Below are 20,850 nucleotides of genomic sequence, written 5' to 3'. Positions count from 1 at the left end.
TATACCGGCCAAGACTATTCCGGGCGCGCCAAAAGAAAATAGTATGGCAAATTTTCTGTCGCGGGGAGGGTGGATAATTGCCTTGAGCGACCAGGTCATTAGTTTTAGGGCCTCTTTGTCGGAGGCTTTTTCTATAACTGAAGTGTCAGTGCTCATGTTTTCGTTCTTTTAAATATTTTTATGGGGAGTTGGCTCTTGAGTGGAAATGCAGGCGAGGCTGATGCTGTACCGCATTCTGCCGCTGTTGCCGTTAGCGGTTTGAAGGGTTACTGGTAACTCCCCGGCCATACCTTTTCGGTGTACTCCACCGTTGGCCGTAGCACGGTGCGCAAAAACGCCAGGTACTGCTCGAGCAGAGCGTTGTCGGGAAAACGGACTTCGAAACCCAGCGTTACGTCTGTGCAGTGCTGGACGATGATGTGGTATTTACGATCAACCGTGACGAAGTTGAATTTATCCCAAGGCAGGCCTGGACGGTGCTTGGGCAGTGGCCGCTGCCACGACATCAAGGCCCCGCCCGTGCCCAATAGAATGAACACCGGAGCGAAGATGGCCAGTAACAACGAGCCGGTAAAGATGCCCAGGAAAATCATCGCCAGGATTAAAATGATGACGATGCCCTTGAATAGGTCTTCGGTGTAGTCAGGGTAATAGAGGCATTCATCGCTTTCTATACGGTCAGGGTAAACCCGGTAGTTGAAGAGAGTTTTTTGACGGACCATGGCCAGTATTCCCAAGGAGGCTAAAAGCATACCGATCGTGATAAAGGCGGGGAAGCCGTAACTATCGATGGTTCCAAGGTCGGCTAACCAGAGTGCATATGCCAACACTATTCCTGGTACGGCAAAAGAAGCCACTGTGTCAATTCTTCTTTCGCGAGGAGAGTGGGGAAGGGTCTTGATTGACCAAGTCATTAGTTTTGGAGCTTCTTTATCGAAGGCTTGTTCTTTAACTGAGTTGTCAGTGTTCATGATTTTGCCCGATTTTAATATCGTGGTTTGTTCCTCCCCGCCCTCTTCGGGCTGAGAGGTTTTAAGTTTCTTTTGCCGCTCAGGTGATCAGGTAAATCTCCCAGGCACCCTCGCGGGTCTCGTTTCTGACTTGTAATTCGGTGTCCTCTGCGCCACTGATCGCACTGCTACCCTCGTCGTTCAGCGCAATTCGATAGAGGTAGCCAATGTCCTGTGGGGCAGCTTGCAGGACGCTGACGGGATACCAGATCTGTAATTCCAGAAAGTCGGCGTTCGGCTTTACAGGCACCCAGGTTTGCCAGATAACATCGTCCTCTTCGTCCAGCGCTGTTCCGAAAGAGATGATGTGTTGAGGCGCTGGCTTTTGATTATTGATGTCTCCCCATTTTTCTGGGTTTTTATAGGTTCCTCGTTCAAGGAAGTCTTCCTTTATTGGGTACTCCATCTTCTCTGCGCCCAGCAAGAGATAAGCTCTTTTGCTGATAATTGCATCGAAACATATGAATTGATCCCGCAGTCTGTTGGGGAAGCGGATCTGTACCCAGGCTCCGTTGTTCTCGTTGACTGTTCTGTACTCGCCCTTGCCGATATGTTTTTGTATAAGGTGCGTTGTGCTTTTGACCAGTACCTCAGGGCTAAGCTTTATTTCCAGAAAAGCCCGTTTTTCTTCAAGTTGACCTTCCAGTGTGTCGGGGAGGCGATATTTTGATGTGTGAGACCAGCAGCATTTTCTTAACCATGAGCCAATACTGTCTTGCTTTTGATAGTTGATGAGTACTGTCATGAAAAGGTAGATGCCGCCCGATATCAACAGGGTGACAGCAAACCAGGGGCCCATCACCCACGCGGTAAGTGCTGTATTGAAAAGCGCTAGTATTTGTGCTGCACCACCTAATCCCATGAGCACTACAGAAAATATTTTCACACCGGTAAATAGTTTCTCTTCTTCCGTTTTAGCCTTCTTTTGATCATCTTTAAGATCCCAGTACTCCAACCCGGCAGCCGCAACCGCGAACAGTCCGGTCCCGAACAATCGTGCCCGAAAGTTTCGAACCGCATCAGCCCACACCGGATTACCCCGTCCTTTCCAATACCGGGCCGAACGATCAAGGATGCCGACTTCGTGATCGTCGATCATCACCGACTTTGCACCTTTCACCACCGACCACGGCGCCTCGACATACAACGCCATCAACAGGTTCATGCTCCACGCCGCGCTATACGCCACCTTGGCCAAGTCCTTGGGCGTCAGGGTTCCATCGCGTCTGACATCCCGCCACATAAACGCCGCGTTGATAAAGTTGAGAATGATCACGCCCCAGCCGATGCTGGAGCCATGAATACCCAGGTGTTTGCTCCAGGCTTTTATGTGCTTTTGCCAGTCTTTAAGCGTGTGTTTGCCGGACTGGATAAACGCGCGGATATCCTCTTGCAACAGGCGGGCATACTGGTTGTTCTGGTAGTCCAGCAATGAAGGCCGGCTGGCCTCATGAGCACGCAGGTTCGCGTTGAGATTTTGTAGCTCACGCGTACGGCTGCGCCGAACATGGGGCTGTTGTGGATGAGCCCATTTATGTTTCAGGTGCTTGAGCTGCCGGTCCAGCTCGTTCCATTTGTCGACCCACTGCTGGACCTTGCGGGCGATACCCGCGTCGACTTCGGGCTTTCCCGGTGAGTTGCTCAAAACCAGGCCGATCAGAAAATTACGCACCAATGCCAGCAGGTTCTGCTGCTTGCCTGTGGCCAGGCGGCTGTCCACAGGCACAAATGCCATGAGCAAGCCTTCAGTGGTCTGCCTGGCAGCGCCGCTGGCCAGCGTTCGCAGCGCCTTGAAGCTGTCCTGCACCGGCTGTTTCAGCGCTTTCATCCACGGCGCGTCGGCAAACCCAGGATGGTTGAGCACGGCATTTAACTCGCCTATACGAGTACCCAGGTTGGTCATGTCGTTGAGGCCGTCGAGCAACGTGCCGGCTTGCTGTTCCAGGGCTTCTTTCAGACCTGCAGAGAAGCCATAGCGCACGTTGCCGAACAGACTGGCGTTGGTGCTTTCCTGCTTGAGCAGCCAGTCGCTGCCATGCAAATCCTGCGGATAAAGAGCCAGCAGTTGTTCCAGCGCGGACATCAGGTAATACAGGGAATCGGGGTTGGCGGTATCGATGAACAGCGCCTCGGGATCGTTACCCATGTGCTCGGCCCAGCACTCGAAGTCGGCAAGGGTGTCCGTGATCTGTTGCAGCAGGTGTTTGTGCATCGGTTGCTGTTGCTGCAGGTGGATACGGGCACCCTGAAGATCGGCCTCACGGCGCCATTTACTGCGCTGCATCCATGATTCGATATCTTGTGCCGAGGGCGCCACGCAATAGCGCTCGGAAAGGGCGTGGCGCATTTCATCGCTCCTGGCCCGCGACATGAAAAGGGTTTCAGGAGCAACCGTGGCATTCTCGCTCTGGATGCGTTCTTCGAGCTCGTACTGCTCCAGGTACGCCTCCAGTTCCAGCAGATACGCCTGGGTCCTGACTGGATCGCCGCGCACTGAAACCGGCAGGCTGTTTTCAGGCATATCGGGCATGCCACACAAATGCGTCACCACCGTGGCCATCTGAAAGCGGTGTTCGTGCTTGTCTTGCCAGGTCTGATACGCCGCCCGATCCCCCGCCAGCTGCATGCCCAGGTCATTGAGGATGGCCAGCGGGTCATCCAGGGCGATCAGCAGGGCACTGTCCTTGTCCGGCACGCTGCCCAGCCAGTAGACATCGGCGCCCAGAGGCACCCAGGCGGCTTTGCCCGATGGCGGATTGAACGGCGGTTTGGTGCTGGAGATGGCTGAGTCGTAAAAGCGCTGGTCTTCCTTCACCCGGTCATGGTCGATATCGGCCACAGCCTTGGCAATTTCGCTCAGTGGCAGGGTGCCTGGTTCCCTCATGGTGATGCAGTAGCTGGCGAGATCCAGACGTTTCATCCGCAGTGCCCGGCTACCGCTATGGGAGCGCAGGTGTTCGCAGATTCGCCAGGTCCATTGCAGTGGCGAGCAGGCAATGTGCAGGGTGTGGTTACGCGGATAAAGCAGGTAGGGCAGTGCGTCGCCTGCCTCTGCATTTGAACGCTGGTCCTGACGCAGGTGCGCTTCGGTCCAGACGATGCGCCGCAGGCCGGCATCCGTGGCACTGAAAGCATATTCATGCAAGGTGCCGGCGGTTTCGTCGAAGACGTAGACATAGCCGTCGTACAGCTGACGCAAGGTATAACGGCGGCTTTTCAGCTCTGGCAGGCGCGCCCAGTTGCCGGATTCAAGCAGCGGCTTCAAGACCGCAGGGCTGGGGTCGTAGCGCGAGCGATCCAGGGCATAGCGCATCGGCACGATGGCGATATTGGGTCCCTTGAACGGACACAGGCTGGTGCCGGTGGCCGGGGTCTTGTCGAATGCTGTCGCGCAGCGCTGCCGCGCTGTTCCGAGTTTATCGGCCATGGACGATCTCCTTGTAATGATGTCTGCCACGACAGGCTTGGAGACAGACACCCTCGCCAGACAATGAGTCTGGACATAACAAGAACCGTGCCTTTAGTTAATTTCCTTTATTAATCAATGGGCTAGTTTTTTATTTGGGAAAATTGATCGTTTTTTGAGCGATTTTCAAGGCAAAAGCGCGCAACAAATTGCAGGGGTATGCAAGCTGTTGCGCACTCGCTTGAAAGCCTTGTGGGGTCTGGACTAGAGGATAGAGTCCACAGGGTTATCCACAGCAAGGCATGCAATCTTTTGCGCATCAAGGCGAAAAAAAGCCCCGGCTCTTGCGAGTCGGGGCTTTTTGCTTCTAACCGATCAGCCTCAGGATTGGCCGATCAACACCAGCCGCTCCCGAATCGCCGCCTCAATCCCCGCCACATCCAGCCCGCATTCGGCCAGCATCTGCGCCGGCTTGGCATGTTCGACATAGACGTCTGGCAGCCCCAGATGCAGGACCGACTTGAGGATATTGGCCTGGGCCAGAAACTCGCTGACGGCTGAGCCCGCACCGCCCATGATCGAGTTCTCCTCGAGTGTGACCAGCAGCTCGTGACCGGCCGCTGCCTCACGCACCAGCTCTTCGTCCAGCGGTTTTACAAAGCGCATGTCGATCACCGTGGCATTCAGTGTTTCGCCGACTTGCAGGGCCTCGGTCAATTGCACGCCGAATACCAGAATGGCCACGCCCTGACCTTTGCGACGCACCACGCCCTTGCCGATCTCGATCGGCTCAAGGCTGGCCTCGATGGTTGCATTCGGGCCGTTGCCGCGTGGGTAGCGTACGGCTGCGGGGCCGGTGTGCAGGTAGCCGGTGCTGAGCATTTTGCGCAGTTCGTTTTCATCGCTCGGCGTCATGATCAGCATGCCGGGGATGCAGCGCAGGTAAGACAAATCGAAGCTGCCCGCGTGGGTCGGGCCGTCTTCGCCGACCAGGCCTGCGCGGTCGATGGCAAACAGTACGTCGAGGTTTTGCACCGCAACGTCATGCACCAGTTGATCGTAGCCGCGTTGCAGGAAGGTCGAATAGATCGCGACCACCGGCTTGCTGCCCTCGCAAGCCATGCCGGCGGCCAGGGTCACCGCATGCTGCTCGGCGATGGCCACGTCGAAATAGCGCGACGGGAAGCGCTCGCTGAACGCCACCAGGTCCGAGCCTTCCTTCATGGCCGGGGTGATGCCGATCAGCCGCGAATCCTGGGCGGCCATGTCGCAGATCCACTGGCCGAATACACCGGAATACTTGGGTCCGGCGACTTTTTTCGGAGCCACCGCAGGCGCATCGAGCGGGTCGAGCTTGGTGATCGCGTGGTAACCGATCGGGTCGACTTCGGCGGGTGCGAAGCCTTTGCCTTTCTTGGTCACCACATGCAGAAACTGCGGACCCTTGAGGTCGCGCATGTTGCGCAGGGTCGCGATCAGGGTCGGCAGGTCGTGGCCGTCGATAGGACCGATGTAGTTCCAGCCCAGTTCTTCGAACAGCGTGCCGGGCACCAGCATGCCCTTGGCATATTCCTCGGTGCGCCGGGCAATTTCCCAGGCGCCGGGCAGGCGTGACAGCACTTTCTTGCTGCCTTCGCGCATGCTGGTGTAGGTGCGGCTGGAGAGAATCTTGGCCAGGTAGTTGGACAGGCCACCGACATTGCGCGAGATCGACATGTCGTTGTCGTTGAGGATCACCAGCATATCGGCGTTGACTTCCGGCGCGTGGTTCAGCGCCTCGAAAGCCATGCCGGCGGTCAGTGCGCCGTCGCCGATCACGGCGATGGACTTGCGCTCGATACCTTGCTGGCGAGCGGCAAGTGCCATGCCCAGCGCTGCGCTGATCGAGGTGCTGGAGTGGCCGACGCCAAAGGTGTCGTACTCGCTCTCGCTACGGCGCGGAAAGGCGGCGATGCCGTCCTTCTGGCGCAGGCTGAGCATGCGCTGGCGGCGACCGGTGAGGATCTTGTGCGGATAGGCCTGATGGCCGACATCCCAGACCAGACGGTCATCGGGGGTGTCGAACACGTAATGCAGGGCGATGGTCAGCTCGATGACGCCCAGGCCTGCGCCGAAGTGGCCGCCGGTCTGGCCTACGCTGTAAAGCAGTTCAAGGCGCAGTTCATCGGCCAGGGTTTCCAGCTCGGCTTCACCCAGACGGCGCAATGCGTCGGGTGTATCGGCACGATCGAGCAACGACGTGACGGGGCGCTCGCGGGGGATCTCTTTGAACGTCTTGGGCATCAGGCGGATCGTTATAGGTAGAGGACGCGGCAGTTTACCCTATGCGTTGCAGGCTGCCCATGAAGTGCGTCGAGGTGAAGTATCAGGTCTGAAAGCTTCGACGCGGCAAATCTGTAATGATTCGCCGCATCGCGACATATGGTGTTAATTCAGTTGCGCCGCTCGACGATGTAGCGTGCCAGCAGCCGCAAAGGCTCGGCGGCTGCGTCGAATGGCCGCAGCGCTTCAAGGGCCTGATCGCGCAATTGCAGGGCATAGGCCTTGGCCGCTTCCAGCCCGAGCAGCGCCGGATACGTCGGTTTGTCGCGGGCAATGTCGGCGCCCTGGCGCTTGCCCAGGGTCGCGGTATCGCTTTCGACGTCAAGAATGTCGTCCTGCACCTGAAACGCCAGGCCGACGGCGCGGGCGTAAACCTGCAAGGCTTCCAGTTGCGCTGCGTTGCTACGGCCGCTGGCCAGTGCGCCGAGGCGCACGCTGGCTTCGATCAGTGCGCCGGTTTTGTGCCGGTGCATGTTTTCCAGTGCTGCCTGATCCAGCTTGAGGCCCACCGAACCCAGGTCGATGGCCTGGCCGCCGACCATACCGGCAGGTCCTGCGGCATGCGCCAGGGTCTGGACCATCAGCAAGCGGGTTTCGGCATCGCGAGTGTTCAGGCGTGGGTCAGTCAGGGCCGTGAACGCCAGGCTTTGCAGGCCGTCACCTGCAAGAATCGCACAGGCTTCGTCGAAGGCCTTGTGCGTGGTCGGCTGGCCACGGCGCAGATCGTCGTCGTCCATGGCCGGCAAATCGTCGTGGACCAGCGAGTAGGCGTGAATCAACTCCACCGCGCAGGCTGCGCTGTTGGCGTCCTCGGCCACGCCGCCCAACGCTTCGCAAGCGGCATAGGCCAGTAGTGGGCGGACCCGCTTGCCACCGTTCATCACGCTGTAGCGCATGGCCGCATACACGCGGTCGAGCTCAGGGGCAGGGGCTGCAAACAAGGGTTCCAGTGCCGTGTCGACGCGGCGTTGGCAAAGAGCCTGATAGGTCGCAATCACTCGGGCAGGTCCCCTTCGAAAGGCACTTCGGCCAGTTCGCCATCGCGCTCAAGCAGCACCTGGACCTTCTGCTCGGCCTGAGCCAGGGCGCTCTGGCAGTCGCGGGTCAGGCGTACACCTTGCTCAAAGGCCGTCAGCGAGTCTTCCAGTGACAACTCACCGTTTTCCAGACGCTCTACCAGCGTTTGCAGGTCGGCGAGTGACTGTTCGAAATCCAGTGCAGCTTTCTTGCGGGCCATGAGGGCATTTCCGGTAGAGATTGAACCGGGCGACACTAGCAGAGCCGCGTCATCGGGGCAAATGCCCGGTTATTAGTGTAATAGTGCACGCCTTGCCAAGGAGGTTGCCTGCATGTCTGAAGGTTCGCCAAACCGTTTTATCCCCAAGGCTGGCGTGGCGTGCCTGCTGTTTATGCTCATGCAAACCGCACAGGCCTTCGACCCTGATCTGCACCGCGCCTATACCCGGCAGGCGGTCGAAGCCTGGAGCAGTTGCGCCAGCCTGCTTCCCGAGGCCGGCACGGCCCTGGCCGCCGGTACCGATGCCGAGGACACCAGCGCGCTGACCGGCTGGCAGCGGCTCACCCATTGGCACTTCTACAACCGTGACGGCAAGCTGCAACCGCTTGGGTTCATCGACCGCAGCATAGACCGGATCTTCGCCATTCGCGTCGACGCGCTGGAGCAACGGCTCAAGCAAGAGCGACCCGACATTACCGAGGTGTATGAGCAAGCCGGCCGGGTCCTGCACTACATCCAGGACATGAGCGTGCCGGCCCATGTGGTGCCGATCTTTCATGTGGCGGGCAGTGCCGATCCCTTCGACAGTTTCAAACGCAGCGAAAGCCTGCCCACCTTCAGCCTGAGCCTGGCAGAGTGTCAGCAGTTGAGCGCTGAAACGACGACCGATCCCGCTTATTTGCACACGCTGCTTAACAACGCCGCCGAGTCGACCCTGCATGCTATCGGGCAAAGACCGTCCGGCACTGAAACGCGCGAAAATGCATGGCAAAACTACTGGGTCTGGCCCGCCCGTGATCCGGAAGAGGCGGCCAAGGGCTGGGGCGAATACGGCCCTTGCCGCTTCGCCCGCGGCCCGCTCAAGCCTGGCTGCAAAAGCGAAGCCGAGCTTGAGGCGTTTTTCGAGCATCAATACCGGCAAACCCTGCTGGACTCCGTGCGCGTACTGGCCTACATCGCCAGACGCCTCAACCCGTAGGACCGGCTTTAGCCGGGAAGCAGGCGACACCGTTCTTCGCTGCTGAAGCAGCTCCTACGAGTTCTGGTGCAGCCGTTAGACGCGTTACAGCGCTTTAAACCCCGCCTGCAGATCGGCGAGCAGGTCATCCGGATTTTCCAGCCCGATCTGCAAGCGCAGCACCTGTTTCGCCCGCCCACCGGTAAACACGCCCACCTCGCTTACCAGACTCTCATACCCGCCCCACGAATAACCAATGCCGAACAACTGCAAGGCGCTGACAAAGCGGTCGGTGGTGCCCGGTGCGTCGCTTGCAAATTCAAAACTGAGCAAACCATTACAGCCATGAAAATCACGTTTCCAGAGGTCATGCCCCGGATGCTCGGGCAGCGCCGGGTGCATGACCTTGGCCACTTGCGGCTGGGCCTGTAGCCATTGCGCGATGCGCAACGCGTGCTGTTCGTGCATCGCCAGACGCGCAGTCAGGCTGCGGGCACCGCGCAATACCAGATACGCATCGTCGGGGCTGACGGTGCTGCCCATCGCTATCTGCATGGTTTTCAGGGTGCTGAAATGCGCCTCGGTGGTGCTGACGCTGCCCATCATCACGTCCGAATGCCCGGCCACGTATTTGGTCAGGGCCATCAAGGAAATGTCGGCACCCAGTTCCAGCGGCTTGAACAACACGCCCGAGCCCCAGGAGTTATCCACCGCCAGCAGCAGGTCGCGGGCCTTGCAGATTTTTGCCAAGGCGGGCAGGTCGCACATGGCGAAAGTCTGCGAGCCGGGTACTTCGGCGTAGATCATGCGGGTGTTGGGTTTGATCAGCGCTTCGATATTGCTGCCATCGGCGGCGTAGTAATCGAATTCGATATTGAACGCCGTCAGCAGCGTGCGCGCCAGACGCCTTACCGGCGCGTACACCGCGTCGGTGATCAGCACATGCTGGCCGGGACGCAGAAACGCCTGGAACACCTGGCCCACCGCATTCAGGCCGGTGGGGTACAGGCAGGTGCCGTGAGCACCTTCGAGTTCATTGAGCAGGTCTTCAAGGGCAAAGGCGGTGGGGTTGCCGTTGGCGGCGTAGGTCAGCGAGCGTTCGCTTTGCGCCCGTTGCGCTTCGGCATCGCGCAGGCTGGCCAGGCTGTCGAACAGCACGGTGCTGATACGTACCACCGGCGGGTTGACCGACAACCCCGGCCCGCTGGCCGCGCTGCGCCCACGTTGGGTGAGCGCGGTGGCAGCGCGGGGATCGTTGGAAGGGGGCATGGCAGGCTCCACAGCAGAGAGAGGTGGCGCCATGTTAGCCCGTTGTGAACGCCGTCAGAAATCGTAACTCACGCTCGTGTAGTAAAACGCGCCCTGAGCCCCTTCCGGCGAGGTGATGCTGTACTTGGGTACGCCATACAACTGCGCGCCTTCAAGCTTGTCCGGGTGGCTGTCGAACAGGTTGATCGCGCCCACGGTGAGCTTCACGCCCTTGGCAAAGCTGTACGACACATCCAGATCGGTGACCCACTGCGCGCTGAAGGTCTGGTCCAGCGCCGGATTGGTCGCGTTGCGGTTCTTCCACTCACCGTAACGACGCTGCGCCACGTTCACGCCCCAGTTGCCGTAGTTCCAGTTGGCGCCGAGGGTGAACTTGTTCTCCGGCGTGCCTTCCTCGATCAAGCCTTGGGTGTTGCGGCCGACGATCTGTGAGCCCTGGATGCTGCCGACATCGTGCAGGCCGGTGATTTTGGTGTCGTTCTGGCTGAAGCCGGCGCTCAGGTTGAGGCCGCCGAATGCGTTGAGGTCCAGACGGTAGTTACCGGTCAGCTCGATACCGTTGGTGCGGGTGTCGGCCACGTTGGTGTAAAACGCCGCGCTCTGGATATTGCTGTACTGGGTGCCGGCGAAGATCGGCGCAACCACCGCGCTGGTCAGTTGATCCGACAGGGTGATGCGGTTGTCGATTTCGATGCGGTAGGCATCGAGGGTGACCGAGGCGTTTTCCAGCGGTCGCCAGACCAGGCCCAGCGAGAAACTGGTCGACTCTTCAGGCTTGAGTGCCGCGCCGCCCAGCAGGCGCGCTTCGGCGCTGTCGGCGCGCAGCAGGCGTTGCTGCACTTCGACCCAGTTGCCGCTGCCGGCCGGTTGCTCGACCGCCTGCACGCTGAACGACGACAGGCCGCTTTGCACCAGCGATGGCGCGCGATAGCCGGTGCTGGCAGTGGCCCGTGCGGCGATCTGCGGGGTGAAATCGTAGCGCAGCGACAGCTTGCCGTTGGTGGTGTCGCCAAAGTCCGAATAGTGCTCGGAGCGCACCGCAACACCAGCCTGGAATTTCTCGGTGACCTGCGCTTCGACATCGACATAGCCACCGAACACCTTGCGCTCCAGCGAGGCCGCATCGACCTGGGTGATGCCCGAGTAATAGCCCGGAATACGCCGCCCGGTGATCGCATCGACACTGTTGAACAGCGGCCCGTTGGCCCAGCCTTCGGCTTGCCCCGCAGTCAGCTCGTAGTTCTCTTTGCGCCACGCCAGGCCTGCCGACACGGTCAGCGGCTTGTAGAGCAGCGTGTTGTCGAAATCGCGTACCCAGTCGAGGGTCACGTTGGTCTGGTCGATCTCACGCTGGCCGGTGTAGATTTTCGACGGGCTGGCCACGCCGTAGCTGGCGTTGATCGCGTTGCGGTCGGTCGACTCCAGGGTGTTGTTGCCGTAGTTGACCGCCAGGTCGAACTTGCCCAGTTGCTCGTTCTCGTAACGCAGGCCACCGGTGGCGGCATAGTCTTCGAGGTTATAGCGGGTGATTGGAATACGGCCATCCGGGAAGCGCGCCAGGGCCACGCTGCCGTAGTTGGCGCTGAGGGTGGTAGGCGGATCGTAGAAGCTTTCGGCGTCGGTGTTCTTGTGCCCGTAGCTGGCAAAGCCGTAGGCGGTCAGCGAATCGCTCAGGCTGATTTCGCTGTTGGCGATGAAGTTGTACTGGTCCGAGACATTGCCCGAGCCCCAGCGCCAGTGGCGGTAGCCGTTGTTCTGCTCGCGTGCGGTGTTGATGTTCGGGGAGCCGGCGTAAAAGACCCGGTTGTCGTCGCGGGTGTCGTTGGCCGGGTCCTGGCTGCCGGCATCGAAGCTCAGGGTCAGGAAGCCGTCGTTGGGCAGGGCGAAGCCTTTCCAGCCGCTGAGTTTGCGTTGCAGGCCGTCGCCCTTGCTGTAGCCACCAAAGCGGTAACCGATGTTGCCACCTTCGTCGCGCTCCTTGAGGACGATGTTGATCACCCCGGCAATCGCGTCCGAGCCGTACTGCGCGGCTGCACCGTCACGCAGAATCTCGACGCGCTCGATGGCGCTTAACGGAATCAGGCTGAGGTCCACGGCCGCCGCGCCACGGGCGTTGACCACGCCCTGGCGGGTGACGTTGGCGCTGCTGTGGCGGCGCTTGCCGTTGACCAGTACCAGCACCTGGTCGGAAGCCAGGCCACGCAGCGAAGCGCCCTGGGCGATGGAGCCGGCAAACGCGCCTTGTGGCGATTGCGGAAAGCTGAACGACGGCGACAGCGCGGTAAGCGCGGTCTGCAGGTCGCTGGCGCCGGTGGTTTGCAGTTGCTCGCCAGACAAGACGTCGACGGGAGCGGCGCTTTCCAGTGCGGTGATGTCGCTGCGACGGGTGCCGACCACGACCACGGTGTCCAGTTGACCGCCCTTGTCGCTGGCCGCCGGTGTCTGGGTTTGTGCAGCCTGCGCCGGCAAGGCGAGGCCGCTGGCGATCAGTGCAATGGCACCGGCCAGTGGGGTGAGACGCATGTTCATGATGAGTCCTTTGAGGAGAACACGGCTGGCACCTGCGACCGAGCGGCCGCAAGCGCATCGTTATGTTTTAGAAGCGCTGGGTGGCGCTGATGCCCACGGTGCGCGGATCGCCGTAGACGATCACGTTCTGCCCGGCGGCGCCGTTGGGACGGCCGTGTACCTGGTATTCGCGATTGGTCAGGTTGTTGGCGAAGCCGGTGACACTGAGTTTCTCGTCCGGGCTGAACCAGGTCAGGCGCGCATTGGCCAGGGTGTAATGCGGCTGGCTCAACTGTTTGTCGACACTGCTCTGGCGGTCGGCCAGAAAGTATTCCTTGTCACGGAAACTCACGTCGCCACCCACCACCAGCTTGCCGCCGACCTGCAGCGGGAAGGTGTAGTCGCCGCCCAGCGACACCACGTACTTGGGCGAGCGCACGAAGCTGTTGCCGCTGTAGTCGCCGGTGACGGCGCCGGTGCTTGGGTTGACGTTCTTGAAGTCGGTGTATTCGGTGTCCAGGTACGACAGCGCCGCCCGCAGGTGCAGGTACTCGGTCGGCTGGCCTTCCAGCTCCAGTTCCGCGCCCTTGACCGTGCCCTTGGCGCCGTTGGTCAGCGCGGTGGTGAGGATGCCGTTGTTGACCGTCAGCAGGTTCACCTGGATATCGGAATAGTCGTAGTAGAAGACGTTGGCGTTGGCGATCAGGCGGCCCTTGAACCATTCCGATTTCAGGCCCAACTCGTAGGCGTCCAGTTCTTCCGGGTCGACGGTGCTCAACTGCGCCAGGCTGGTCGACAACCCGGTGTTGAAGCCACCGGAGCGGAAGCCGTGGGCATAACGGGCGAACACGCGCACGTTATCGTTGATGCGGTATTCGGGTGTGACGTCGTAGGTCCAGGCGTCCCAGGTCTTGTCGCGTTCGCTGCTGCCGTTGCTGCCGGCGGCGCCGAGCGGGATCAACGGGCCGGCGGCGCTGGCGCGGGTCAACTGCGTCAGGTTCAGGTCGATGTCTTTCTTTTCCTGGGTGTAACGCAGGCCGGTGGTGACGGTGAAATTGTCGGTCACATCGAACGCCACGTTACCGAACAGCGCATAGCTGTCGGTGCTGTGATCGAAGTTCAGGTCACGGTACACCGTGGCGCCGGTCTGGTTGGAGCCGGTGCCGTTGGGGGTGGTGCCCGGTGCAATGTTACGGGTGCCGGAACTGTCGAGGTCTTCGTGGAAATAGTGCGCACCGGCCAGCCAGCGCAGTTGTTCCTGTTGCGGCGAGGCCAGGCGCAGCTCTTGCGAATACTGGCGGTACTCGTTATCGCTGCGCGAGGTGCCGTTGACTTCGTAGGGGGTGTAGTCGCCGTCGCTCACCGACTTGCTGCGGATATTGTCGTAGGCGGTGATCGAGGTCAGGGTGTAGTCGCCCAGGTGCCAGTTGAGGGTCAGCGAGGTGCCGTCGTGGTCCAGGCGCGAGCTTTCCTTGACGTTCAGCTCGATGCGCCGGCCTTCGGGGCGCTGGTAACCGACGTTGTAATAGCTGCCGGTCGGCAGCGAACCGTTGCTGCCGTCGCCCTTGTATTCGCGGCTGTGGATCTTCCACAGGGCGTCCAGGTTCTCGTTCAACTGCGCCAGAAACTGCACGCGAGCGGCCTTTTTATTCACGTCGCCGTAAGTCTGGTCGGCGGTGACGTTCTTGCTGAAACCGTCGCGTTCTTCGGAATACAACGACACCCTGGCGGCGAGTTTTTCATCCACCAGCGCGCCACCCAGCGCACCGCTGAGAATGCGCTCGTTCTTGCTGCCAAAACCGAGGGTGCCGTAGCCGTCGGTATCGAAACCGGGCTTCTTGGAGATGATATTCACAGCACCCGCGGTGGTGTTCTTGCCGTACAGGGTGCCCTGCGGGCCGCGCAGGATTTCGATGCGCTCAAGGTCGAACAGCGGGCCGCCGCCGGCGATGGGCGCGTTCAGGTAAACGTCATCGGCGTAGATACCCACCGGGTAGACAGTGGCCGCACCGGTGTCGCCGGTGCCCAGGCCACGGATGTACCAGCGCGGGCGGCCGTCACCGTCGGGGTTCTTGGCCGCTGCGTTGGGTACGAAGGTGGTGATATCGCCCATCGAGCGCACGCCGTCGGCGGTGATGCTCGAGCCATTGACCACCGACACGGCGGCAGGAATTTCCTGCACGGTTTCTTCGCGGCGCTGTGCGGTGACCGTCACGGTCTTGAGGGCCGGCGCTTCGTTGGCATTTGTGCCGGCAGGCTCGGCGGCCCAGGCAGCACCGGTACCGGCGCTGCTCAAGGCCAGGGTCAGCCAGATACCCTGGGTGATCGGATTGATCTTCAACATGATGAAATCCCCGTAGACGCAAGAAAGACTCGCCGTGATGGCGGCTGCGCATTCTTCTAAGAGTGGGATGCGCTTGATGCTCTACGGGGAGATAGCAGGGTTTATGCCAGTTGTGAAAAAAGCGTAATGCACTGTTTTGTTATTTTCAAGCTGTTGATATTAAACATATTTTTATTTTTGCAAGCGCCGCTTTGCGGCGCTTGCAAGCTGCAGGACACAAGCGGTCGATCAAGCCCGGCTGGCCGGTTGCGTCTGCATCGCCAGTCGCTGCTGATAGGTTGCTTCTGGAGCAGCACAGCGCTGCTGAATTTGAGACAGGCAGCGCCGTCAGGGCGCTTTTCTGACCAGTGCGGGGTTCTTGGCCGAGTCTGCGCTCTCGAACAAAAACGAGAAATCCGACGCCAGGGTTTTACTGCCGGCCACTTTGGCGTTCTTGTGACAGCCGTCGCATGACACGTTCTGGATGTAGGTCTCCAGTGTGGTGTTGGCGGCCGGCACGCTGCCTTCGCTGTTGAACGTGCCATAGACCAGTGGCACGGTCGCACCGGCACCCGGTTCTGGTATCGGAGCGCTGGTCGAGCCGTCCCACAGCACATTGATCAGCTTGTAATACTGAAAGACCGACTTGCCGCCGGTGCGCTCGGCGATGGAGGCCTGCACCGCGCTGTTCAGGGCATTCATGTAATCGGTCAACGGGTTGACGCGGGTGACCTGCACCGGGGTGCTGCGCGGGAAATTATCCGTGCAGCCTGAGGCGTCACAGGTGATGCGCTCCTGATTAGGCGTGCAATCGCTGCCTTTGCAGTTGGGGTTGTTGAAGGTGTAACCGGCGGCCGGTGCAAGGCCCGCGTCGGGGACGTTGTCGACGTGCTCGAACGTGGTCCAGACAAAATCGAGCATGCTCTCGGTCTTGTGGATGATATGCAGCCCCACCAGCCCCACGACTTCCTGGGTGCATTCGCCGGTGTCGGGGCGTTGCACCCAGGTCACGCTGGTCAGGTAGCGCGGGTACAGTTGTGGCTTGCCGGTGAGAATGCGCCAGGCCGCCTTGAGTTCGAAGGCGCCCAGTTCTTCCTGCGGCACTGGCTTTGCCGGCGGGGTGCGAAAATGTGCGCCGGCTGGCAAAGACAGGCCTTGCGCGCTATTGCCGTCCAGATTCTGCGCGACCCGCAACTGGTCGGCGGCGTCGTACAGCGAGTTGCTGACGATGTAGTCGAACTCGGCCTTGCCCACCTTGCGTTCGAAGAACACCAGTTTGCCGGACTGATCGGTCAGCCAGCCGCCGGTGGCTTCCAGGGTCGGGTCGGGAGTGGTATTCGGGGTGCTGCTGGACACATGGAAGCGGTGCTTTGAGCTGACCGCGCTTTCCGAGGTGGCCGTCAGAAACTTGCGTGCGCCGACGCGCAGGGTTTGCAGCGAGCCTTTGGCCTGGCAACCGACCGGTGCCGGGGCTTGCACGCCCCAGGCCGAAGGCGGTGTGGCGCCCGGCAGAAAGATATCGTTGGCATCCTTGTAGCTGGCCCACAGGGGCGCGATGCTCATCGGTTGACTGGCCGTGTCCGGCACGCCGAACTGGCTGATCGGGCTGTGAGTATCGAGCTCGCCGGCCAGCGCCGGATTGGTCGGCCAGCCCGGATTGACCGGCCAGTTCATGGCGATGAACATCTGCCAGGCGTAGCAGTTGAGGCCTTTCTGGGCGGCCAGAAACGGTGAATCACTGGTCAGGAAGCTGCCGTTGGTAGGGTCGAACACCAGTTGTTGTACACATTGCTCGGGTGTTTGCGGGTTGAGTGCCGCGTGTGTAGCTGGCGCCCCCAGCCCCCACGACAGCCCGGTGAGCAGTAACGAAAGCAGGCCGATCCGGCTGCTTTTCTGAACAAACGTCAATAAGCACATGATCCTGCTCCTTGGATTCGGGTAGCCCGCGCAACGCTCGATCAATACCGGTTGCGCGGGCGGTGTCCATCAGGCTTGAGCGGCGTTTACCACTGCCAGTGCGCTGGCCCATGGATGCTCGGCATCCGTTGGGTTGGCGGATTCGTCAGGGTTGAGCGCGCGTACCTGAACCCGGCCAGGTGCTGCGTCGGCCGCAACAGTGATGTTCATGACATAGCCTTGACTGCCAGCGCCTGCATCTTTCAAAAATGCGCTGACCTGTGCGGTCACGCCCGGATTGGAGAACTGGATCCGCGCATTGGTCGCGGTGGTGTCGGCTTGCGCGCCACTCACGAGCAGCACGAACTGATGGCTGCTGCCCGGCGTCAGCGAGGCGGGCAGGTCGCTGAGCGACTGGCCGTAGAACAGGTCCAGCGGCAGCAGTTGTGAGGGCGCCGGTTGCAGTCCTGTGCTGCGGTCGGTCACGCAGTTCTGGATCGCCGGGGAAATGACGTCCAGCGCAGTTGCCGACAGCGCGACTTTCATCTGATTGGCAATCACCCCGACGTACTCGATCTTCTTGCCATCGACGGTGATGTCGTTGATCGAGAAGCCTGCGCTCTCAGGCACCTCGAAGACCGCATGCAGGATCTGGTCGCTATTGTCCGGGCCGGTCCCGGCAGTGCCTCGGGTAATTTTCCAGTACTGGCTGACGTCCTGCCCTTGTGGGCCTTTCCAGTTAGCGAAGCTCTTGGGCTGTTGCAGGTACAGGCCCACCGGGTTGGTCAGCGAAATGTTGTTGCTGGCCGCCAGGGTGTTGGCAATGAAGCCAATGTGAGGGTCCGAGTTGCGGTAGTTCTGCCCGTATTTGGCGCAGCAGATCAGCGTCTGTGCGTTGGTGCTGCTGGCATCGGAGCGCTGAATGGTCGCCGCACCCGCCAGATAGATCTCGGCACTCAGGGTATTGGGGCCGGAGGTCAGGTGCAGGGCGCCGCCATATTGGCCCGGCACCCGGGCGGTTCCCGAGTTCCACTTGTTGGTGACGTCATAGGCAGGCAACCCAGTGGTGGGGTCGATCACTGGCTCGCCTTTATTGCCGGTCGGCTGGTCGGACTCGTAGCGCAGGTACAGGTCTTCGATGTGTACCGCCTCATCCACATAGGCCCGATACAGACCCAGCACGGCCTGCGGATTGATGCGCCACATGGTCAGGTAATAGGCCGGGTTTTCGCAGGTGAACATGATGCTGCGCATGTTGCCGTTGGTATCGCGAGTGATCGACCATTCGCAGTACTCATCCAGCCAGCCGCGTGGGCCGTAAGGGCTGAACGCTTTGTAAGGACCGTTCCAGTCGATCTGTGGGCAGCGAATGGTCGGCAGGGTCAACAGTGTTTCGTTGTCTTGAGGGTTATAGAGCGTGACTGTGGTGCCATTGATCTCGATTTTACCGCTATCGGCCAGTGCCATGACCTGATTCTGGGTCAGCGGCTTGGCGGCCAGTTGTGGGTTGGCAGCCGAGCCCGGCTGGGTCAGGTAGGCAATCAGGCGATTGGGGAACGGTGTCCAGTCGATCACTTGTGTGGTGTCACCAAAGCCGCTGACCAACGGGTCGTAGTAGCCCGAGCGCGGTGCGTCATACAGCCCGGTCCAGGGATTGCCGGTGATGGCCGCTTCGGTCCAGCCTGCCAGGTTGTTGTTCCAGTCGGTATTGAATTGCGCCAGCTCCTGTTCCAGGCCCAATTGTTGATAGTCCTTTGGGGCCTGTTCGGCGGGGGAGGTGAATTGCTTGAAAGGCGTGCTCATTAAAAGTCTCCAACAGCAAGGGGTGAGTCAACGGGAGCAGTAACCGAAACCTTGATGAAGTCGCGGTCAGAAACCGGCATGGATCCCTCCATGCCGAGTGCGCGGTGGCAGGCTGGAAATGGCGCAATGCGCTCGGCGATATCAAAGGGCGAATGTGGATCGATGCGCCAACCCTGGTTGACCCAGCGGCGAAAGATTTCCAGGGATTTGTGACGCGGCCAGGGGCCGTCGCAGACAAATGCCGACACCGGCTGGCAAGCCAGGTGGCGATAGAGCATGGCCCAATGCTGCCTGACGGACTCAGGCTGTTTGAGGTCTATGGCAGCCCTCGGCAAGGGGTATATCCAGCACAGCTGAGTCAATAGCCGCTGAATATCCGTCGTCCATGTCGGTTTGGTGACACTCATCGTTCCTTCTCCGAGCCATGCCCGTGTCGATTGCGGGCTGCCAGTGGTGCGGGGAATGATGTTAATTTGCCGTTACGAAGATTTTCTGCAAAGTGCATCGCTCAAGTGCAGGATCTTTGCAATTTTTCAGGGAGGACGCTGCAAACATGACAGACGCGATAGATCTGAGGATTCTGAGCCGTTTACAGAAGGACTGCACCCAGGGCCTGGAGCTGCTGAGCGATAACGTCGGGCTGTCGCCGACCAGTTGTTACCGGCGCATCAAGCGCATGGAAGACAGCGGCCTGATTCGCGCCAGGGTCGCGGTGCTGGACGAAAAGAAACTGGGCATCCAGGTCACCGCGATGTTCATGATCAAGCTCGATAAGGACACTGCCGACGTTGATCGACGCATGCAGCAGATTCTCGCCACCCGCCCGGAGATCCAGGAATGCTACCTGGTCACCGGGGAGTTCGACTTCGTCATGGTGGCCAAGTTGCGCGATGCCAACGAGTACACCGATTACATTTACAACTTTCTGGAGACTTACCGGGATATCTCGATTCGGACCTACTCCTCGACCCTGGTCATCCGCACGGTAAAGAAGTCTTTCGAACTGCCACTCAACGGTCTGGAGCCGGGCTGACAGAGCCGGTTACACCGCCAGCCGCGACGTGGCGCCGATCACCTTTTCCAGCACGCTGAAATCCACCCAGTCATTGACATTGAAATGGCGCGGGATGAAGTTCCAGCGGTACAGAAAGTCCGTGAAATCCTGCAGCGCATCGATCGAGCGGCGGTCCAGGGTCGTGCGCAAACGGCGATGTGCATCTTCGCCATATGCCGCCGCCACCCAGTACTCACTGGTGTTCAATTCACGCGCCAGATAACGGCGGGTTTCTTCAGGGTTGGCCCAGGCCCATTGCTCGGTGCGCAGTACCACATCGACGATGCGTGTGCAGGCATCGAAGTGATTGTCGAACAGGTGCGAGTCCACGGTCAGCGCCCGTGGCGTGCCGTTGTTGCAGCGAATCAGCGGGTCGGGATGCGAGCCGGTGTCGACCACCACTTGCAGGCCAAATTCGTTGGCCAGGTGGGCGGCGTGGGCGCCCTTGAGAAAGATCGCGTCGATGTCGCCGCGCAGCAGGCCGATCAACTCGTTGTTGCGCTTGCGGATCACGCCGACATCGAGGCTGACCTCCGAGCCATACACATGGTGCTTGCGCTCGTCGCTGTACGTGCCGCCATACGGGTAGTCGACCAGCTCGACATCGGTGACGCTCAGGCCTTCGAGCAACAGGGCGTTTTCCAGGCCGCGCAGGGCCTGGGCGCGGGTGAAGTCGATCTGCACGTTGGCCCATTTGGGCAGGCCGAAGCGGCGGTTCTTGAGGTCGCGAATGGTCTTCACGCCGCTGTCGACGGTGGTCAGGATCAACTGCACCTCGTCGCTCCACGACAGGCCCAGCAAGTGCGTCGGCACGCCGCTGGAATAGGCCCAGATCGCCGGAATGTTGCCGCCGTGGCGGACCGAGTTGGGCAAGTGATGGTCGTAGTGGGCTTCGCGCACCTCGCGCTCGCTGGATTCACGCAGCGACTGAATGTTGGTGCCGTAAGGCGCAAAAGCCTCGGCCAGACGGCCGGACTGTACGGCGATGCCGAGCCCGGTGGGCACCGGGCTGTGGGTGTACCAGAGGGTTTCGAGTGCTTGGCTCATAAAAGTCCGATCGTGTT

The 20,850-nt window shown here is 60.3% G+C and carries 14 protein-coding genes; 2 read left to right on the top strand and 12 right to left on the bottom strand.

Annotated elements, in window-relative coordinates; translation table 11 throughout:
- Window positions 1-266: 266 nt before the first annotated feature.
- The 5 genes from ACYP2A_RS22385 to ACYP2A_RS22365 all read right to left on the bottom strand — a co-directional run bounded on the left by ACYP2A_RS22385 (window position 267) and on the right by ACYP2A_RS22365 (window position 7,975).
- Window positions 267-971, bottom strand: coding sequence for a permease (locus ACYP2A_RS22385; RefSeq protein ID WP_459748148.1), 705 nt, complete (start codon window positions 969-971; stop codon window positions 267-269).
- Window positions 972-1,050: 79 nt separating this feature from the next.
- On the bottom strand, window positions 1,051-4,437 hold the full coding sequence (locus ACYP2A_RS22380) for a toxin VasX (protein WP_459748147.1): 3,387 nt from the start codon (window positions 4,435-4,437) through the stop codon (window positions 1,051-1,053).
- 360 nt (window positions 4,438-4,797) lie between these two features.
- Window positions 4,798-6,699, bottom strand: a complete 1,902-nt coding sequence (gene dxs / locus ACYP2A_RS22375) for a 1-deoxy-D-xylulose-5-phosphate synthase (RefSeq protein ID WP_459748145.1) — start codon at window positions 6,697-6,699, stop codon at window positions 4,798-4,800.
- Between the two features lie 149 nt (window positions 6,700-6,848).
- Window positions 6,849-7,736 (bottom strand): polyprenyl synthetase family protein, encoded by an 888-nt coding sequence (locus tag ACYP2A_RS22370; protein WP_459748144.1) that lies wholly within the window; start codon window positions 7,734-7,736, stop codon window positions 6,849-6,851.
- Window positions 7,733-7,975, bottom strand: a complete 243-nt coding sequence (locus tag ACYP2A_RS22365) for an exodeoxyribonuclease VII small subunit (protein ID WP_459748142.1) — start codon at window positions 7,973-7,975, stop codon at window positions 7,733-7,735. The genes ACYP2A_RS22370 and ACYP2A_RS22365 overlap by 4 nt, the downstream gene beginning before the upstream one ends.
- Window positions 7,976-8,087: 112 nt before the next feature.
- On the opposite strand from ACYP2A_RS22365, the gene ACYP2A_RS22360 reads away from it, so the two are divergent.
- Complete coding sequence (locus tag ACYP2A_RS22360) at window positions 8,088-8,954, top strand: phospholipase C/P1 nuclease family protein (protein ID WP_459748140.1); 867 nt, start codon at window positions 8,088-8,090, stop codon at window positions 8,952-8,954.
- An 84-nt stretch (window positions 8,955-9,038) separates the two neighbouring features.
- Here the strand turns inward: ACYP2A_RS22360 and metC are convergent, their stop codons facing one another.
- The 6 genes from metC to ACYP2A_RS22330 all read right to left on the bottom strand — a co-directional run bounded on the left by metC (window position 9,039) and on the right by ACYP2A_RS22330 (window position 19,139).
- Window positions 9,039-10,202: a cystathionine beta-lyase gene (gene metC, locus ACYP2A_RS22355; RefSeq protein WP_459748139.1), complete on the bottom strand. Its 1,164-nt coding sequence runs from the start codon at window positions 10,200-10,202 to the stop codon at window positions 9,039-9,041.
- A gap of 54 nt (window positions 10,203-10,256) precedes the next feature.
- Window positions 10,257-12,725, bottom strand: coding sequence for a TonB-dependent receptor plug domain-containing protein (locus tag ACYP2A_RS22350; protein WP_459748207.1), 2,469 nt, complete (start codon window positions 12,723-12,725; stop codon window positions 10,257-10,259).
- 73 nt (window positions 12,726-12,798) lie between these two features.
- Window positions 12,799-15,054, bottom strand: a complete 2,256-nt coding sequence (locus tag ACYP2A_RS22345; protein WP_459748138.1) for a TonB-dependent receptor — start codon at window positions 15,052-15,054, stop codon at window positions 12,799-12,801.
- Window positions 15,055-15,381: 327 nt separating this feature from the next.
- The gene (locus tag ACYP2A_RS22340) at window positions 15,382-16,950 is read right to left on the bottom strand and encodes a hypothetical protein (RefSeq protein ID WP_459748137.1); all 1,569 of its coding nucleotides are present in this window, start codon (window positions 16,948-16,950) and stop codon (window positions 15,382-15,384) included.
- 69 nt (window positions 16,951-17,019) lie between these two features.
- Window positions 17,020-18,732, bottom strand: coding sequence for a hypothetical protein (locus ACYP2A_RS22335; protein WP_459748136.1), 1,713 nt, complete (start codon window positions 18,730-18,732; stop codon window positions 17,020-17,022).
- Complete coding sequence (locus tag ACYP2A_RS22330) at window positions 18,732-19,139, bottom strand: hypothetical protein (protein WP_459748134.1); 408 nt, start codon at window positions 19,137-19,139, stop codon at window positions 18,732-18,734. The genes ACYP2A_RS22335 and ACYP2A_RS22330 overlap by 1 nt, the downstream gene beginning before the upstream one ends.
- A gap of 146 nt (window positions 19,140-19,285) precedes the next feature.
- On the opposite strand from ACYP2A_RS22330, the gene ACYP2A_RS22325 reads away from it, so the two are divergent.
- Entirely contained in the window at window positions 19,286-19,765 is a 480-nt protein-coding gene (locus ACYP2A_RS22325; RefSeq protein ID WP_459748132.1) for an Lrp/AsnC family transcriptional regulator, read from the top strand.
- A 9-nt stretch (window positions 19,766-19,774) separates the two neighbouring features.
- Here the strand turns inward: ACYP2A_RS22325 and ACYP2A_RS22320 are convergent, their stop codons facing one another.
- Window positions 19,775-20,833: an ABC transporter substrate-binding protein gene (locus tag ACYP2A_RS22320; RefSeq protein WP_459748130.1), complete on the bottom strand. Its 1,059-nt coding sequence runs from the start codon at window positions 20,831-20,833 to the stop codon at window positions 19,775-19,777.
- Between the last annotated feature and the right edge of the window lie 17 nt (window positions 20,834-20,850).

Source organism: Pseudomonas sp. 3A(2025) (assembly GCF_054589175.1).
Note: the sequence above shows the minus strand (reverse complement) of the source record. Positions and strands in the feature narration are given on the sequence as shown.

Bases quoted from the DNA above. Each gene is read 5' to 3' on its own strand.
- ACYP2A_RS22365 (WP_459748142.1), bottom strand. From the start codon at position 7,975: ATGGCCCGCAAGAAAGCTGCACTGGATTTCGAACAGTCACTCGCCGAC.
- ACYP2A_RS22320 (WP_459748130.1), bottom strand. From the start codon at position 20,833: ATGAGCCAAGCACTCGAAACCCTCTGGTACACCCACAGCCCGGTGCCC.
- metC (WP_459748139.1), bottom strand. From the start codon at position 10,202: ATGCCCCCTTCCAACGATCCCCGCGCTGCCACCGCGCTCACCCAACGT.
- ACYP2A_RS22360 (WP_459748140.1), top strand. From the start codon at position 8,088: ATGTCTGAAGGTTCGCCAAACCGTTTTATCCCCAAGGCTGGCGTGGCG.
- ACYP2A_RS22385 (WP_459748148.1), bottom strand. From the start codon at position 971: ATGAACACTGACAACTCAGTTAAAGAACAAGCCTTCGATAAAGAAGCT.
- ACYP2A_RS22325 (WP_459748132.1), top strand. From the start codon at position 19,286: ATGACAGACGCGATAGATCTGAGGATTCTGAGCCGTTTACAGAAGGAC.
- ACYP2A_RS22345 (WP_459748138.1), bottom strand. From the start codon at position 15,054: ATGTTGAAGATCAATCCGATCACCCAGGGTATCTGGCTGACCCTGGCC.
- ACYP2A_RS22350 (WP_459748207.1), bottom strand. From the start codon at position 12,725: ATGCGTCTCACCCCACTGGCCGGTGCCATTGCACTGATCGCCAGCGGC.
- ACYP2A_RS22340 (WP_459748137.1), bottom strand. From the start codon at position 16,950: ATGTGCTTATTGACGTTTGTTCAGAAAAGCAGCCGGATCGGCCTGCTT.
- dxs (WP_459748145.1), bottom strand. From the start codon at position 6,699: ATGCCCAAGACGTTCAAAGAGATCCCCCGCGAGCGCCCCGTCACGTCG.
- ACYP2A_RS22330 (WP_459748134.1), bottom strand. From the start codon at position 19,139: ATGAGTGTCACCAAACCGACATGGACGACGGATATTCAGCGGCTATTG.
- ACYP2A_RS22380 (WP_459748147.1), bottom strand. From the start codon at position 4,437: ATGGCCGATAAACTCGGAACAGCGCGGCAGCGCTGCGCGACAGCATTC.
- ACYP2A_RS22335 (WP_459748136.1), bottom strand. From the start codon at position 18,732: ATGAGCACGCCTTTCAAGCAATTCACCTCCCCCGCCGAACAGGCCCCA.